The sequence below is a fragment of the Roseomonas fluvialis genome, assembly GCF_022846615.1.
Taxonomy (GTDB): Bacteria; Pseudomonadota; Alphaproteobacteria; order Acetobacterales; family Acetobacteraceae; genus Neoroseomonas; species Neoroseomonas fluvialis.
On the sequence record NZ_AP025637.1, the window covers coordinates 5151396 to 5167936 of the forward strand.

13 protein-coding genes are annotated in these 16541 nt (G+C 71.9%); 8 read left to right on the top strand and 5 right to left on the bottom strand.

Features of this window, described 5'->3' with window-relative positions; all coding sequences use genetic code 11:
• Positions 1-99 precede the first annotated feature (99 nt).
• A complete protein-coding gene (locus tag MWM08_RS24705; protein WP_244457116.1) occupies positions 100-1443 on the bottom strand; it encodes an LLM class flavin-dependent oxidoreductase in 1344 nt (447 codons plus the stop codon).
• Positions 1440-3020 (bottom strand): ABC transporter substrate-binding protein, encoded by a 1581-nt coding sequence (locus MWM08_RS24710; RefSeq protein ID WP_244457117.1) that lies wholly within the window; start codon positions 3018-3020, stop codon positions 1440-1442. Before MWM08_RS24710 ends, MWM08_RS24705 begins: the two co-directional genes overlap by 4 nt.
• 154 nt (positions 3021-3174) lie before the next feature.
• Between MWM08_RS24710 and MWM08_RS24715 the strand changes: the two genes are divergently transcribed.
• The 4 genes from MWM08_RS24715 to typA all read left to right on the top strand — a co-directional run bounded on the left by MWM08_RS24715 (position 3175) and on the right by typA (position 8440).
• Positions 3175-4482, top strand: a complete 1308-nt coding sequence (locus MWM08_RS24715; protein WP_244457118.1) for an LLM class flavin-dependent oxidoreductase — start codon at positions 3175-3177, stop codon at positions 4480-4482.
• 153 nt (positions 4483-4635) lie between these two features.
• On the top strand, positions 4636-5640 hold the full coding sequence (locus tag MWM08_RS24720) for an adenosine kinase (RefSeq protein WP_244457119.1): 1005 nt from the start codon (positions 4636-4638) through the stop codon (positions 5638-5640).
• A 158-nt stretch (positions 5641-5798) separates the two neighbouring features.
• Entirely contained in the window at positions 5799-6314 is a 516-nt protein-coding gene (locus tag MWM08_RS24725) for a hypothetical protein (RefSeq protein WP_244457120.1), read from the top strand.
• Positions 6315-6601: 287 nt separating this feature from the next.
• The gene (typA, locus tag MWM08_RS24730) at positions 6602-8440 is read left to right on the top strand and encodes a translational GTPase TypA (RefSeq protein ID WP_244457121.1); all 1839 of its coding nucleotides are present in this window, start codon (positions 6602-6604) and stop codon (positions 8438-8440) included.
• Positions 8441-8539: 99 nt separating this feature from the next.
• Here typA and MWM08_RS24735 read toward each other — a convergent pair whose 3' ends face one another.
• Together MWM08_RS24735 and MWM08_RS24740 are read right to left on the bottom strand one after the other, a co-directional pair.
• Complete coding sequence (locus MWM08_RS24735; RefSeq protein ID WP_244457122.1) at positions 8540-9055, bottom strand: DUF2852 domain-containing protein; 516 nt, start codon at positions 9053-9055, stop codon at positions 8540-8542.
• A 96-nt stretch (positions 9056-9151) separates the two neighbouring features.
• Positions 9152-9778 (bottom strand): TetR/AcrR family transcriptional regulator, encoded by a 627-nt coding sequence (locus MWM08_RS24740; RefSeq protein WP_244457123.1) that lies wholly within the window; start codon positions 9776-9778, stop codon positions 9152-9154.
• 110 nt (positions 9779-9888) lie between these two features.
• Here MWM08_RS24740 and MWM08_RS24745 point away from each other — a divergent pair, with 110 nt between their 5' ends.
• The 4 genes from MWM08_RS24745 to MWM08_RS24760 all read left to right on the top strand — a co-directional run bounded on the left by MWM08_RS24745 (position 9889) and on the right by MWM08_RS24760 (position 14054).
• Positions 9889-10599: a gamma-glutamyl-gamma-aminobutyrate hydrolase family protein gene (locus MWM08_RS24745; protein ID WP_244457124.1), complete on the top strand. Its 711-nt coding sequence runs from the start codon at positions 9889-9891 to the stop codon at positions 10597-10599.
• Positions 10596-11483 carry a pseudouridine synthase gene (locus MWM08_RS24750; RefSeq protein WP_244457125.1) on the top strand — a complete coding sequence of 296 codons (888 nt, stop codon included), beginning with the start codon at positions 10596-10598 and terminating at the stop codon, positions 11481-11483. The genes MWM08_RS24745 and MWM08_RS24750 overlap by 4 nt, the downstream gene beginning before the upstream one ends.
• A 197-nt stretch (positions 11484-11680) precedes the next feature.
• The gene (gene rsmD, locus MWM08_RS24755; RefSeq protein WP_244457126.1) at positions 11681-12235 is read left to right on the top strand and encodes a 16S rRNA (guanine(966)-N(2))-methyltransferase RsmD; all 555 of its coding nucleotides are present in this window, start codon (positions 11681-11683) and stop codon (positions 12233-12235) included.
• A 319-nt stretch (positions 12236-12554) separates the two neighbouring features.
• Complete coding sequence (locus MWM08_RS24760) at positions 12555-14054, top strand: glycosyltransferase (RefSeq protein WP_244457127.1); 1500 nt, start codon at positions 12555-12557, stop codon at positions 14052-14054.
• 333 nt (positions 14055-14387) lie between these two features.
• Here the strand turns inward: MWM08_RS24760 and mutL are convergent, their stop codons facing one another.
• A complete protein-coding gene (gene mutL, locus MWM08_RS24765; RefSeq protein WP_244457128.1) occupies positions 14388-16505 on the bottom strand; it encodes a DNA mismatch repair endonuclease MutL in 2118 nt (705 codons plus the stop codon).
• Positions 16506-16541 lie beyond the last annotated feature (36 nt).

A 16541-nucleotide genomic window follows, 5' to 3' on the forward strand; every position in this document is an offset into this window, starting at 1 on the left:
ACGAGCCCCTCCTCCCAACCGGCCCTTTGACCCCAGGGTCTGGGAGGCGGTTGCCTCCCAGCGGGGGGGGGTCCGGGGGGCTGGCCCCCCGCCGCGCCCTTACCCCCCGGCAAACCTGTTCCCGGGAACCGGGATTCCAAGACTGTCGCGCAGGGTCGGGCCGGGGTAGCGCGTGCGGAACAGGCCGCGATGTTGGAGTTCCGGCACCACCAGGCGCACGAAGTCGTCGAGGGGCTTGGTGTAGAAGGGGAACAGCAGGGTGAAGCCGTCGCAGGCACCTGCTTCGAACCATTCCTGCATGGTGTCGGCGACGCGCTTGGGTGTGCCGATGATGAGCTGGTGGCCGAGTGCGGTGCCGAGGTAGCGCGCGACCTGGCGGATGGTGAGGTTCTCGGCGCGGGCTTTCGCGACGAGGTGCTCCTGGCGGGCGCGGGCGGCGTTGGACGGTGGCAGGTCGGGCAGCGGGCCGTCGATCGGGTAGCTGTGGATGTCGAGGTCGCCGCACAGCCGCGCGAGCAGGCGCATGGCGTTGGCTTCGTCCATCATGTCGGCGAGCGCGCCGGCGATGTCGTCGGCTTCCTGCTGCGTTTCGCCCAGGATGGTCATGAAGCCGGGCATGACGCGGACGTGGTCGGGGTCGCGGCCGTGGGCGGCGGCGCGGGCGCGGATGTCCTTGTAGAAGGCCTGGCCTTCGGACAGGACGGATTGCGCGGTGAAGATCATGTCCGCGACGCGCGACGCCAGCTTGCGGCCGTCGTCGGATGACCCGGCCTGGGCGATGACGGGGCGGCCCTGCGGCGTGCGGGGCAGGTTCAGCGGCCCGCGCACCCGGAAGAACTCGCCCTGGTGGTTGAGGATATGGCCCTTGGACGGGTCGAGGTAGCGGCCCGAGGCCTTGTCGCGGATGAAGGCGCCGTCCTCGAAGGAATCCCACAGCCCGGCGCAGACGTCGAAGAATTCCTCGGCGCGTTCGTAGCGGTTGGCGTGGTCGGGGTGGCGGTCGAAGCCGTAGTTGCCGGCCTCGTCCTCGATCTGCGAGGTCACCAGGTTCCAGCCCGCGCGCCCGCCGGAGATGTGGTCCACCGACCCGAAGCGCCGCGCGATGGTGTAGGGGTCGTTGTAGGTGGTGGTGGCGGTCGCGACCAACCCGATGTGCTTCGTGACCGGCGCAAGTGCGGCGATCAGCGTGGCCGGCTCCGGAAACACCTGGCGCCCCATGCCGGGCCGCCATGGCGATGCGCCGTCCAGCCCCGCGCTGCCGTTCACCGCGGCGGTGTCCTGGAAGAACACGCAGTCGAGGCAGCCGCGCTCGGCGGTCTGCGCCATCTGCACGTAGTGTGCGAAGGACATGTCGGCTTCGGCAACGGCGAGGGGATGGCGCCAGCCGGCAGAATGACTGCCCGGCGTGAAGAAGAAGGCGCCGAGGTGAAGTTGCTTCGTCATGGTGCGGGCCGGATCTCCGTGGCCATGGTGTACTGGTCGGCACGCGGCGTCATGACCAGGCCGCGCTTGGCACCCCAGGACGCGCCGACATGAAAGACGGGCGCGAGCGGCACGTTGTCGGCGACCCAGCGGATGGCTTCCTGGGTCAGGCGTTCGCGCGTCTCGGGGTCGAATTCGCTGTCCACGCGGTCGAGCATGGCGTCGAATTCCGCGTTCGAGAAGCGCGTGCGGTTCCACCCGCCATGCGCGCGCGCGGCGTTCGGCGTGCGCAGCAAAGCGGTGAGGCCCTCCGACGCGATGCCGGACGACGAGCCGAACATCGCGAGATGCGCGGAGAGTTCCGGTGCGCCGCCCGGCGTGAGAGTCGCGCTGCGGCGCAGGTAGATCGGCATGGGCAGTGCTTCGACCACCGTGCGGATGCCCACGGCGGTGAGCATCTGCCCGATCGCCTGGCAGGTGCGCGCATCGCCGGCAAAACGGTCCTGCGTGCAATGCACGGTCAGGGTGAAGCCGTTGGGGTAACCGGCCTCGGCCAGCAGGGCGCGGGCGCGGGCGGGGTTGAATTCCGGCAGGGCCAGGTTCGGCACATGGCCGATCAGGCCCGGCGCGGCGATCTGCCCGGTGGCGGTGGCGCTGCCTTCCATCACGCGGTCCGCAAGGGCCACGCGGTTGATGGCGTGGTTGATGGCGCGGCGCACGCGCAGGTCGCGCAATGGGTTGCTGGGCAGCGGCTGGCCGTCGGCGCCGGTGGCGTTGGGGATCTGGGCGCTCATCGCATCCAGGTAGAAATAGTGGGTGAAGACCGAATAGCCGTTCACCAGCTGGAGGTTGGCGTTCTCGCGCACGCGCTGATGCAGGCCGGTGGGAACGTTGTCGATCACGTCGACATCGCCGGCCAGCAGGCCGGCGACGCGTGCACTGTCATTCGGCACGAAGCGGATCTGCACGCGCGCCCAGGGCTCGGGCGCGCCGCGCCAGTTCGGGCTGCGTTCGAAGGTCACGTCCTGCTGCGGCGTCCAGCGGCCCCAGCGGTACGGGCCGGTGCCGATCGCCGCGCGCCCGCCATTGAAATCGGCATCCACCGCGCCTTCTGCGGCGCGGGCGTTGAGGATGGCGATCGCCGCCAGGAAGTCCGGCTGCAGGGGCGTGGGCACGGTGGTGCGGACGATCAGCGTATGGGCATCGGGTGTCTCGACGCCGGCCACGTTGCGCACCGCGGCGGCATAAGTGCGCGGCCCCGTCGCGGCGCGCGCGCGCAGGATGGAGAACGCCGCGTCCGCGGAAGTGAAGGGCGACCCGTCATGGAAAATCGCGTCGCGCCGCAGCTTGAATTCCCACGTGACAGGATCGACCGCGCGCCAGGATTCCGCGAGTAGCGGCCGCGGGCGCAGCGTCGCATCCTGTGTCACCAGCGTTTCCCACACATGCAGCTGCGCGTTGCGATTGGGCGTGAAGGTCTGGTGCGGGTCGGTGCCGTCCATCGACGCCTTGAAGGCGATGCGCAGCGTCTGCGCCTCGGCGCCCGCGGCGGCAACAAGCAGGCCCGCGGCCAGAAGGGACAGGCGAAGGCGGGGCATGATGGGGGCTCCAGGATTCGGCGCAGCCACGACGGCCACGATGTTCGAGCCTGCCGGGTTTGCAATCGATGTGCCAGGGGCGCATCGCGTAGCGCGCCGGCTTGTCGGCGCGCGCGCCCCGCGTCACCTTGCGGCGCATTCCAGGAGATCACGCATGGCCGCACGCCAGATGCATCTCGGTGTCTTCGTGCTCGGCACCGGCAACCACATCGCCGGATGGCGCATGCCCGGCGCCTATGATTCCTTCCAGTCCCTACCCGTCATCCAGCACATCGCGCGCATCGCGGAACGCGGCTGCTTCGACCTGCTGTTCCTCGGTGATGGGTTGGCGGCCGGCGTGAACGACCACCCGTCCTTCACCGCGCGCTTCGAACCGATCACGATGCTGGCCGCACTCGCTGCGACCACCACGCATCTCGGGCTGGGTGCGACGATGTCCACCACCTATGAGGAACCGTTCAACGTCGCGCGCTTCTATGCCTCGCTCGATCACCTGTCAGGCGGGCGGTCCGCGTGGAATGCCGTGACGTCGTCCAACCCGCGCTCCGCGCCGAATTTCGGGCGCCAGCATCCGCCGCATGACGCGCGGTATCGCGTTGCGGAGGAATTCATCGATGTCGTGATGGGGCTGTGGGATTGCTGGGACGACGGCGCGATCGTCGCCGAGCGCGACACCGGCCGCTACATCGACGGCGCGAAGATGCGCGCGCTCGACCACGAGGGCGAATTCTTCAAGGTGAAGGGTCCGCTCAACATCGGCCGCTGCCCGCAGGGGCGGCCGATCGTGCTGCAGGCGGGGTCGTCCGAACCGGGGCTGAACCTGGCGGCGCGCACCGCGGATGTGGTGTTCTCGGTGGTGCAGGACCTGGACGAGGCGAAGGCCGCCTATGCCTCGCTGAAGGACCGCATGCCGCGCTACGGGCGCGCACCGAACGAAATCGCGGTGCTGCCCGGCGTCATGCCCATCCTGGGCCGCACGCGGCAGGAGGCGCGCGATACGCTCGACCAGCTGCAGTCCTTCGTGACCTCGACTAACGCGGCGTCGCTGCTGTCGGGGCGCCTGGGCATCGATGTCTCAGGCTTTCCGCTGGACGAGAAGGTGCCGGACCTGCCGCTGCCCGACACCTCGCACGGCTTCGCCCGCGCCATGCTGGCCAAGGCGAAGCGCGAGGGCATGACCTGGCGCGACATGCACAACCTGACCGGTGCCGCGCGCGGCCACTGGGTGATGGCCGGCACCGTGACGGACATAGCGGACACCCTGCAGGAATGGTTCGAAGGGGGTGCCGCGGACGGCTTCAACATCCTCCCCGCCTGGTTCCCCGGCGCCTTCGACGGCTTCGTGGACGAAGTGGTGCCGGAGTTGCAGCGCCGCGGGCTGTTCCGCAAGCAATACACTGCGACGACGCTGCGCGGGCATCTGGGCCTGGAGATGCCGACGAACCGGTTCTTCCCGCGCTAGAGCATCGCCCGCTCGACTGAGCGGTGGACGATGCTCGCCTGACCGGAATGCCGGAGAGCATGGCCTGCGCGCTGGCGAATGCCATGCGCTCCAGTTGCCGCCGGGCGGTGCCGCCGCTATGCGGCACACCTCATCCCGGCAAGGCGCTCCTGCATGACCACCCTCGACATCCTCGGCATCGGCAACGCCATCGTCGACGTCCTCGCCCGCGCCGACGACGCCATGCTGGCCCGCCACGGCATGGCCAAGGGCGGCATGGCACTGATCGGCACCGACCAGGCCGAGACAATCTACGCCGACATGGGCCCGGGCATGGAGAGCAGCGGAGGGTCCGCGGCCAATACCTGCGCCGCCGCCGCCGCGCTGGGGGCGAAGGTCGGCTACCTCGGCAAAGTGGCGGATGACACGCTGGGCCAGGTCTTCCGCCACGACATCACCGCCGCCGGCGTGCACTTCCCGACCGCGCCGCTGACCGGCGGCGCGCCCACCGCGCGCTGCCTGATCCTGGTCACGCCGGATGGCCAGCGCACCATGAACACCTTCCTCGGCGCCTGCGTGACTTTCGGCGAGCAGGATCTCGATGCCGCCGCGATCGCCGGCGCGCAGGTGACCTACCTTGAAGGCTACCTGTTCGACCCGCCGGCGGCGCAGGCGGCCTTCCGTGCCGCGGCGCGCATCGCCCATGCCGCGGGCCGCAAGGTGGCCATCACCCTGTCGGACGCCTTCTGCGTGGAGCGCCACCGCGACGCCTTCCTGGCCTTCGTGCGCGAGGAAGCCGACATCCTGTTCGCGAACGAGGCCGAGATCCGCGCGCTGTACCACGCGACATCGTTCGAACAAGCCGCCGCCGCGGCGCGCGCCGATGTGGGCCTGGCGGCGCTGACGCGCTCCGAACACGGCAGCGTGGTCCTGGCAGGCGAGGCCACGCACGCGATCGCGGCCGAACCCACCAAGGTGGTCGACACCACCGGCGCGGGCGATGCCTACGCGGCCGGGTTCCTCGCCGCGCTGACGGCCGGCCACCCGCTGCCGGAATGCGGCCGCTGGGCCTCGGTCGCGGCGGCGGAGGCGATCAGCCATTTCGGCGCCCGTCCGCAGGCGGACCTCAAGGCGCTGGTCGCCGGCGGGCCGAAGGGCGTCGCCGCCGCGCTGGGCTGACGCGCGTCGGCGGCCATCTCTCGCGACCGGTTCGCGGCACCGCCGCGTCGCGGGAGCGGGGGGATATCGCGGGTTTGTGAACCCGGCGCCGCCCCTGAAGGTCGTCCGTTTGCCTGCCTGCCGCGTTCTGTCTGCAGTCCCGCTGACAGGAGCAACACATGCACGGCAACTCGATCCGATGGGCGGTGATCGGCCTCGGCCTGATGGTCACGCCGGCGCTGGGCCAAGGCGACGGCACGATGAAGCCCGGGGCATCGCCCCCGTTGGTGCCGCCGGGGGCCAGCGTTCCCCTGACGCCCGTCGCGCCAGCGCCGATCGTCCTGGCGCCGGTGGTGCCCGGCCCTGGCGTAGCGGGCGACTCCGCCCTGAATGGTGGTGACCGCACAGCCGCGGTTGCCGATGTCGTCTCGACGCACAGCGTCGACCAGCTGTTGCAGCAGGCCGGGCAGGCGCTCCGCCAGAACAACCCGGCGCTCGCCAACGAATTGATCGAGCGCGCCGAGGCGCAGGTTCTGACACGGTCCACGATCGCCGGCACCGAGACCATCCCGAACCGTGTCGGGCCGATTGGCCGCATGGCCGAGGCGCGGGCGGCCATCGCGCGCCGCGATACATCGAGCGCGCAGGCGCTCATCGCCGAGGCCGGCAGCATGGCGCGCGCGCAGGGCATGTAGGCCACCGGTACGCCGGCTGCGTGCCGCCATTCGTCGCCCACATCCCGCGGCGCGCCGCCCCCCGGCGCGCCGCGGCTTTGCGTGCGCCGGGGTGGCAGGGTGCTTTTTCCCTCGCCATTCCGGTGACGGCGCACTATGTGTGCGCCGCAACACCCGCCAGGCAACACGCCGCGCCGCCCGCCCACGATCGGGGCAGGGGTGCGGCTTGCCGCGCGGCGTGCCGACAACCAGGCGTGGCCGGACCTGCATCGCAGGGGCCGCGCTGGCCAGACAGAACGAGGTGCGCCATGAGCGCCGCCACTATCCGCAACGTCGCCATCATCGCGCACGTCGACCACGGCAAGACCACCCTGGTGGACCAGCTGCTGCGCCAGGCCGGTGCCTTCCGCGCCAACCAGCAGGTGGCCGAGCGGGCGATGGACCGCAACGATCTCGAACGCGAGCGCGGCATCACCATCCTCGCCAAGTCCACCGCAGTGGAATGGAAGGGCGTGAAGATCAACATCGTGGACACGCCCGGCCACGCCGATTTCGGCGGCGAGGTGGAGCGCATCCTGTCGATGGTCGATGGCGCCATCGTGCTGTGCGACGCGGCCGAGGGCCCGCTGCCGCAGACCAAGTTCGTGCTGACCAAGGCGCTGGCGCGCGGCTTGCGCCCGATCGTGGTCATCAACAAGGTGGACCGCCAGGACGCCCGCCCGCACGAGGTGCATGACGAGGTGTTCGACCTGTTCGCCGCGCTGGGCGCGACCGACGAACAGCTCGATTTCCACACGCTGTTCGCCTCCGGCCGGCAGGGCTGGGCGGATCTGGAGCTGGAAGGTCCGCGCAAGGACCTCTCGGCCATGTTCGACCTGATCCTGTCGCATGTGCCGGCGCCGACGGTCGATGTCGACGCGCCCTTCGCGATGAACGCGTCGATCCTGGAATCCGACAACTTCCTCGGCCGCATCCTGACCGGGCGCATCGAACAGGGCGTCGCCCGGCTGAACATGCCGGTGCGCGTGCTGCGCCAGGATGGTTCGGTGGTGGAATCCGGCCGGCTGACCAAGCTGATGACATTCTCGGGCCTGGATCGCGTGCCGGTCGAGGAAGTGAAGGCGGGCGACATCATCGCCATCGCCGGCCTGTCGGAAGCGACCATCCCCGACACCATCGCATCGCCCGAGGTGACCGTGCCGCTGCCCGCCGTGCCGGTCGATCCGCCGACGCTGGCGATGACCTTCCGCATCAATGACGGCCCGCTTGGTGGCCGCGAGGGCAAGAAGGTCACCTCCCGCCAGATCCGCGACCGCCTGATGAAGGAGACCGAGGGTAACGTCGCCATCAAGGTGAAGGTGAGCGAGGAAGTCGACGCTTTCGAAGTGGCGGGCCGCGGCGAATTGCAGCTGGGCGTGCTGATCGAGCAGATGCGCCGCGAGGGCTTCGAACTGACCATCGGCCGCCCGCGCGTGCTCACGCGCGACAACCCCGAGACGGGCGAGAAGGAAGAACCCTTCGAGGAATGCCTGATCGACGTGGACGAGCAGTATTCCGGCGTGGTCGTCGAGAAGATGTCGATCCGCAAGGGCATGATGCAGGACATGCGGCCGTCCGGCGGCGGCAAGGTGCGCCTGACCTTCCACATCCCCTCGCGGGGCTTGATCGGCTACCACGGCGAATTTCTCACCGACACGCGCGGCACCGGCATGATGAACCGGCTGTTCCTGGGCTATCAGCCCTGGGCCGGCGTGATCGAGGGCCGGCGCAACGGCTCGCTGATCAGCAACGCCGATGGCGAGGCGATCCAGTACGCGCTGTTCTACCTGCAGGAACGCGGCACGCTCTTCGTGAACCCGGGCGACAAGGTCTATGTCGGCCTGATCCTGGGCGAGAATTCGCGCGACAACGACCTTGATGTGAACCCCATCAAGGAGAAGAAGCTCACCAACATCCGCGCCGCCGGCAAGGACGAGGCGCTGCTGCTGATCCCGCCGCGGCGCATGAGCCTCGAGCAGGCCATCGCCTATATCGAGGACGACGAACTCGTCGAGGTGACGCCCTCCGCCGTCAGGCTGCGCAAGCGCTACCTCGACCCGCATGAGCGCAAGAAGCACGCGCGCCGGGCGGAGAGCGAGGCGGCGTAAGGCCGCCCCCGACGCAGACACGAAAAAACCCGGCCGCCTTGCGGTGGCCGGGTCGGTACCAGGACACGGGGAGGGCCAGGCGCCCTCCCCGTTCTGCGTTCAGCCCTGCGCGGGGCGTTCGCCCTCGGTCGGCGGTGCCGCGGGGCGCGACCGGCGATCGGTCATGAACTGCTCGAACTCCGCACGGTCCTTGGCGAAGCGCAGGCGCTCCAGGAAGGCGGCGAAATCCTGCTGCTCCTGCTCGAGCCGGCGCAGCGTATCCACGCGGTATTCGTCGAAGGCCGCGTTGCCGGAGGTGCCGCCGCGGTCATCGTTCCAGCTGCACCAGGCGCCCCCGCCCTCGGGGCCCATGCCGTAGCGGCGCGCCCAGCGGCGGCCCAGCCGGCCGGAGCCGATCATGAAGCCCAGGATCAGCAGCCCGATGGGGAAGAACAGGATGAAGGCCAGGACCATCACCGCGATCATCACCGGCTTGGGCGCGGTCCAGGGGCTCCAGCGGGAGGGGCGGAACCCGTCGGCGCCTTCGTCGCGCCAGCGGCGGTCGTGGCGGCGCTGCTCCCGGCGGTCGCGGCGGCTGGGGAAGGCGGCGTCGTCGGGATAGGCGGTGGCGGACATGGCGCTCCTCGCGTCAGGGGATGTAAATGCAAGCGACATTTACATTGGGGATCCGCTGCAGCGTGGTCAACAGGAATCCGCGGCCGCGATGATTCGTTACGTGGCGCCCAGGCCCAGGCTCTGCAGGTAGATCAGCAGCCCCGCCTCCAGCAGTTCCTCCGGCGCCATGGGAAGCTTGCGGCGCGCCTGGTCGGGCCGGCAGAACAGCGATGCGATGCCGTGGCACATCGACCAGACATGCAGCGCCACCATCAGCCCCGGCGGGCGCTGCCCCTCCGGCAGGCGCGCGATCAACCGTTCCGTCGCCTCCCGCAACACGCCGAAGGCGCGGTCGGAGGCCAGTTGCAGCCCGGCATGCGCCGCCGGGTCAAGCCGCGTCTCGAACATCGCCGCGTAGTAGGCCGGTTCGCGCCGCGCGAAATCGAGGTAGGCCCGCCCGAGCGCCTCGAAGCCACGCGCCGGGTCGGTGCCAGCGCCGGACCAGGCGCGCGACAGCACCTCCGTGAAGCGTTCGAAGCCGCGCAGCGCCACCTCGGCCAGCAGCGCCTCGGCATCGCGGAAATGCCGGTACGGCGCACCAGGTGAGACGCCGGCCAGGCGCGCGGCCTCGGCCACCGTGAAGCCGGCCGGGCCGTGCTGGGCAATGAGTTGCACCGCGGCCTCGACCAGCGCTTCGCGCAGGTTGCCGTGGTGGTAGCCGCGCCTTTCGCCGAACCGGGACATGTGAGGATCATTTGCATCGCCCGGCCCGGGGCGCCAGCCCTCGACACCGGAACGATCCGGCTGCCGCACTGCGCTTGCGGGTCCCGCGGCGCTTGGCCTAGCACACGGGAATGCGCACCCGCCCCCTGATCGGCGTCACCCTCGATTCGGAACCCGCCGGCGGCTGGTCGAAGCTGCCCTGGTATGCGCTGCGGCAGAATTATTTTTCCGCCGTGGTCGCGGCCGGCGGGCTGCCGGTGGCACTGCCGCACGAACCCGCGCTGGCAGCCGCCTATATGGATGAGGTCGATGGGCTGCTGGTGACCGGCGGCGCCTTCGATGTCGACCCGGCGCTGTGGGGCGGCGGCGCGCCGCATCCCAAGGTGACGCTCAAGCCCGGCCGCACCGACTTCGAACTCGCCGCGACGCGCGCAGCGCTGGCGACCGACAAGCCGGTGCTGGGCATCTGCGGCGGGCAGCAGCTGCTCGCGGTCGCGCTCGGCGGAACGCTGGTGCAGCACATCCCGGACGAGGTGGCGAACGCGCTGCCCCACGAACAGCCCAACCCGCGCACCGAACCGGGGCATGAGGTGGCGATCGCGCCGGGCACGCTGCTCGCGCGTATCGTCGGCACCACGCGGATGGCGGTGAATTCGGCGCATCACCAGGCGGTCGCCACCGCCGGCAGCGGCGTGGTGAACGCGCTGGCCCCCGATGGCGTGGTGGAGGGCGTCGAACACCCCGGCCATCGCTTCGCGCTCGGCGTGCAGTGGCACCCCGAATACGCGGTGGACCCGCGCGACCCGGCGATCTTCGCCGCCTTCGTGGAGGCCTGCCGGTGAGCGAGGACGACACCGACGACGCGCGCCGCGGCGAACGCATCGCAAAATGGCTGGCACGCGCCGGGATCGCGTCGCGCCGCGACGCCGAGAAGATGATCGCCGAGGGCCGCGTGAAGCTCGGCGGCAAGGTGGTGGAAACCCCCGCCACCTTCATCACGCCCGGCGACCACGTCACGGTGGACGGCAAGCCGGTGGCCGCGGCCGAACGAACGCGCCTGTTCCGCTACCACAAGCCCGATGGCCTGGTGACGACGCATCGCGACCCGCAGGGCCGCCCCACCGTGTTCGAGAAACTGCCCCCCGGCCTGCCGCGCCTGGTCAGCGTCGGGCGGCTGGACCTCACGAGCGAAGGCCTGCTGCTGCTGACGAATGACGGCGAATTGGCGCGCAAGCTGGAACTGCCGTCCAACGGCTGGCTGCGCCGCTATCGTGTGCGCGTGCATGGCCGCGTGGACGAAGCCGCGCTGGCGGCACTGATCCGCGGCGTCACGGTCGAGGGCGTGAAGTACGGTCCGATCGAAGCCGGGCTCGATGCGCGCCAGGGCACCAATGCCTGGCTGACCGTGTCGATCCAGGAGGGCAAGAACCGCGAGATCCGCCGCGTCATGTCGCATCTGGGCCTCGAGGTGACGCGGCTGATCCGCACCGCCTATGGCCCCTTCCAGCTCGGCATCCTGCCGCGCGGCGCGGTCGAGGAAGTGAACGCGAAGGTGCTGCGCGATCAGCTCGGCCTCGATGCGCCCAAGCGCCTGCGCGAGACGGCGCTGGCCCCGCTGCCCGAAGCACCGCCCGAAGGCCCGCGCCGCATGCCCCGCGCGCGCAGCGCCACCATGGGCACGCGCCGGCCCGTGCGTGGCCGCGACAATCCGCGCGGGCGCGAATGACCTGCCGGGTGCACCCCGCGCGGATCGCGGCCCGGCCCCCGCGCCCGAGGACCACAACCGCGGATCGCGCAACCGCGCGATCCGGGAGCGCACGACGCGACCGCGCCCAGACCATCAGCCGCGCCGGGCGCAGGCACGCGTGGCGCGAAGGCAAGCGGCCCGTATGGGCCGCGCCCGCCGCCTGAGGGCCCGGAACCATGCGCATCATCGCCGGGCGCCATCGCGGCCGCACGCTGGTCGCACCACCCGGCGAGGCCACGCGCCCGACCGCCGAGCGCGTCCGCCAGGCGCTGTTCGACATGCTGTGGCACGCCCCCTGGGGTGGGCGCACCACCATCCAGGACCAGCTGGTGCTCGACGCCTTCGCGGGCACCGGCGCGCTGGGGCTCGAGGCGCTATCGCGCGGTGCGGACCACTGCACCTTCCTCGAGACCGCCAAGCCCGCGCTGACGGCGCTGCGCGCCAATATCAGCGCGTGCAAGGAGGATGCGCGCACCGCCGTGCTCGTTGCGGACGCGACGCGCCCGCCCCGCGCGCGCGTGCCTTGCGGGCTGATCTTCCTGGACCCGCCCTATGGCCAGGGCCTGGTCGAACGCGCCCTGACGGCGCTGGGCGGTGCCGGCTGGATCGCGCCGGAAGCGCTGGTGGTGGCCGAGGCAGGCCTCGACGAAGCGCTCGACCTGCCGGCCTTCGTGCCGGTCGCCACGCGCAGCCACGGCGCGGCGACACTGCACGTACTGCGCGCGCCATAGCGGAGGTTCGCCGCGCGACGGTTCACCGCTGGATCTTCGACTGATCGTCGTCGCGATCATCCTTGCCTGATCCGGTGCTTGCATCCGGTCGGCCTTGCCATCCGTTCGGCACAGCCGTCATCCGTGTGCACTCCCGAGCAGCCGCCCCTTCCAGGATACGGCCATCACGCGAAGCGCGCGCCCTGGTCATTACGCGACTTGCGCGCCCCTGGCGCGACGATGACCGGGCCGGATGGGGGCCGGCGCCGCCCTTTGAGAATGCGCCAAAAGGCGCATTCTCGAACCGACACGCGGCGGACCCCGGACGATGCGCATCCTGATGACCAACATCTGCCTGACCGGCCGCACCGGCACCGAACTGGTCACGGTGGAATGCGCACTGCGCCTGGTCGCGGGCGGCGACACGGTCGCGGTCTATACGCCCGAGAAGGGTGCGACCGCCGGGATGCTGCTGCCGCGCGGCGTCATGGTCACCGACCGCATCCGCGACCTCGATGGCTTCGCACCCGACCTGCTGCACGGCCACCACAACACGCCCTTCCTGGTCGCGCGCGCCGCCTTCCCGGACGTGCCAGCCACCTGGTCCTGCCACGACTTCCGCAGCGTGTGGGACCGCCCGCCGCCGGCGCACACGGCGCAGGTTTTCGTCGCGCATTCCACCGAGACGGCGCAGCGGCTGCGCATCGAGGGCGGCGTGGCGGAAGCGCGCATCCGCATGCTGCCGAATGCCGCCGACCTCGCGGCCTGCTCGCCGCCGGCCGTACCGCCGACGCCGCGCAGCGCGCTGCTGGTCGGCAAGGGTGGTGCGCCGGGCGCCTTTCCCGCGCTGGCGGAGGCGCTCATCGCGCGCGGCTGGCAGGTCACGTCGGTCGGCCGTGGCCTGGGCGAGACGGTTTCGAACCTGCCGGACCTCATGGCCGCGCATGCCGTGGTGGTCAGCTCCGGCCGCGCCGCGCTCGAGGCGCTGGGCGCGGGCTGCGCCGTGGTCTGCGCCGATGCGCGCGGCCTGGCCGGGCTGGTCACGACCGAAAACTTCCACGCCCTGCGGCGGCGCAATTTCGGCGGCGCCACGCTGCTGCGCCCGCTCGACCCCGCGCTGGTGCTGGCCGAGATCGACGCCATCGACGCCGGGGACCAGGCCGCCCTGCGCGCCTTGGCAGTGCCCGAGATCGGGCTCGACCTGTACATGGAACGCCTGCGCGCCATCCATGCCGAGGCCATCGCGCTGGCCGGGCAGCCCAGCCCCGGTGATGCGATGCGCGGCGCCGAGACGATGGAAGCCATGCTCGCCTCGCCGCGCCCGGGCGGCTTCGGCCCCACCCACGTCGCGCGACTGCGGGAGGAACACGCGGCGCGGCTGGCCCGCGTCGAGGGCGAGGCCGCGCGCCTGGCGCTGCGGCTACGCCTGGCGACGCTCAAGCCGGGGGAAAGGCTGCGCATCGCGGAATGGCGCCGCGGCCCCGGCGCGGCCCTGCTCGGCGCCGGCTGGGCCCGCGGCGATGGCGGGCGCGTGGCAATTGCCGGGCGCGCGCAGCTGGACTTGTCCGAGGCGATGGCCCAGCGCCGGATCGCGCGCATCGTGTTGCACCTGGCCTGCGCCGCACCGGCGCCGGAGGGCGCGGTGATCGAGGTGCTGGACGGTGCGCGGGTGATCGCGACCGTGCCGGCGCAGGGGCTGCAGGTGGTGGTCGACCTCGACACGCGCCTGATCACCGCCGAGGGCGCCAAGGCCTTCGCCCTGTGCCCGCGTGGCGAGACCGCCGGCTGGGCGCTGGCCGAGGCCGAGCTGGTGCCCGAGGCCCCGCCGCCACGCGGCTGACGCTGCCCCCTGGCGCGCGCGGTTTCCACGTGTCAGCGCCTCTCGCTGCGCACCTTCACGCGCATCCGCACGCGACGGGATGACCGCATCCATTCGGCTTCTGCACCCGATGGCGCAAGCATGCTCGCCGGAGCGGATGATCCCGTTCGATCGCGATCTGTCCTCGATGAGACGACCGTCGTCACCCAGCCCGACGCCCCCATCCGAACGGGATCTGCCCTCGATCGACCGAGCATCTTCGCCCCACCGGATGATCCCGTCCGATCGCGATCCGCCCTCGAGAGCACGAGCATGTTCATCCGACCGGACGACCCTATCCGGTCGGGATCCGCCCTATCGCCGCCCGAACATCCGCTCGAGCGCCGCGGCATCCAGGCGCAGCACGGTGGGGCGCCCGTGGCTGCAGGTCGCCGCGCGCGGCGTGGCTTCCATGGCGCGCAGCAGCGCATCCATCTCGGCCGGCAGCAACCGCCGCCCGGCGCGCACACTGCCATGGCACGCCAGTCGCGCCACCGCGGCATCCACCCGCCGCTGCAGGGAGGCCGCCTCGCCCAGTTCGGCCAGTTCCTCGGCCAGATCCTGCAGCAGCGGCGCGGGGTCGGGCGCGCCGAGCAGCGCGGGCAGCGCGCGCACCAACACCGCGCCACCGCCGAAGCCTTCGATCTCGAGCCCGAGCCGCGCCAGCGCCTCCGCGTGTTCCAGCAGCCGCGCGGCGTCGGGCGCGGGCAGGTCGACCACGGCGGGTAGCAGCAGCGGCTGTGCGCGCACGCCGCCATCCACCAGTTGCGCGGCCAGCGCCTCATGCGTGAGGCGCTCATGCGCGGCGTGCTGGTCGACCAGCACCAGCGCGCCGTCGGGCGCCTCGGCCAGGATGTAGGTGTCCAGGATCTGCGCCAGCGCGCGGCCGAGCGGGTGATGCGCGGGCGCGCGCTCGGTGGCGGGCGGGGCCGGGCGCGGCGCCGCCGGCACAAGGCCCAGGGCGCGCTGCAGTGGCGGCGCCGGCAGAGGCATAGCGCCCAGGGATTCGGCGAAGCCGGGCGCGCCGCCGCCCGGCCGGCGGGTCGCACCGGCATCGCCATCCAGGCCGGCATGCGCGCCGTGATCATCACGCGCCGAGGACGGTATGGGGCTGGCGCCGAAGCCTTCGGTGAGCGGCGCGGACCCGCCCGCGCCGAGCCCGGGCACCGTTCCCGCCGCACCCGTCACGGGTGCCGTGCCTCCCGCGCCCGTCCCGGGCGACAGTCCCCCCGCGCCCGTCCCGGGCGACAGCCCCCCCGCGCCCGTCCCGGGCGACAGCCCCCCCGCGCCCGTCCCGGGCGACACCCCGCCACCCTCCGGCCAAGCCCCAGCCACCGCGGGCCAGGCCGCCGCACCCGGCACGAAGCCCGGCGCCGCCACCGCGGCGCCGGCGCCGACCGCCAGCGCGCGCCGCAGCGCCGAGATCACCGCCCCGCGCACCGCCTCGCCCTCGCGGAAGCGGAGTTCGGTCTTCATCGGGTGGACGTTCACGTCCACGCTCTCGGGTGGGATGTCGAGGAACAGCGCCGCCGCGGGATGGCGGCCCTGCGGAATCAGGTCGCGATAAGCGACGCGGAGTGCGACGCGCAGCAGCGGGTCGCGCACCGGGCGGCGGTTCACCACCAGGTGCTGGCCGATGGTGGTCGGCCGGGTGAACGATGGAAGTGCAGCCAGCCCGCGCAGGTCGATGGTGGCGCCGACATGCTCGACGGGCACGGCTGCGGCGGCGAAGCCAGGGCCGAGCACCTGGCGGATGCGCCCCTCCCAATCGGTGGCGGGCAGGGACAGCGCCTCGCGCCCGTCGCTCTCGACGCGGAAGGTGACCTCGGGCCAGGCCAGCGCCAGGCGGCGCACGGCGTCGATCGCGTGGTCGGCCTCGGTGCGCGCGTGGCGGAGGAACTTGCGCCGCGCGGGAGTGGCGAAGAACAGGTCGCGCACCTCGATCCGCGTGCCGGGCGCCCCGGCGGCGGGGGCGACGGCACCGACATGGCCGCCCTCGACCGTGATGCGGTGCGCGGCGTCGCGCGCCCCTGCGCGCGCGGGATGCACACCGGCCGGGCGGGAGGTGATCGACAGCCGCGCCACGGCACCGATCGAGGGCAGCGCCTCCCCGCGGAAGCCGAGCGTCGCGATGCGGAACAGCATCGCTTCCTCGGGCAGCTTCGATGTCGCGTGGCGTTCGATGGCGAGCGCCAGGTCCGCGGCATCCATGCCGCACCCGTCATCCTCGACCAGGATGCGGTCCATCCCGCCGCCTTCGAGGAGCACCGAGATACGCGCGGCGCCGGCGTCGAGCGCGTTCTCGACCAGTTCCTTCACGGCGGCCGCGGGGCGTTCCACCACTTCGCCGGCGGCGATGCGGTTGGCGGTGGTCTCGGAGAGGCGGCGGATGGCCGGGCGGAGGCGCGACTCGGCCGGGGGGACGGAGTCCATGGGGCTTGGTAGAGCAGTTCGGCGGCGGCGGGAATC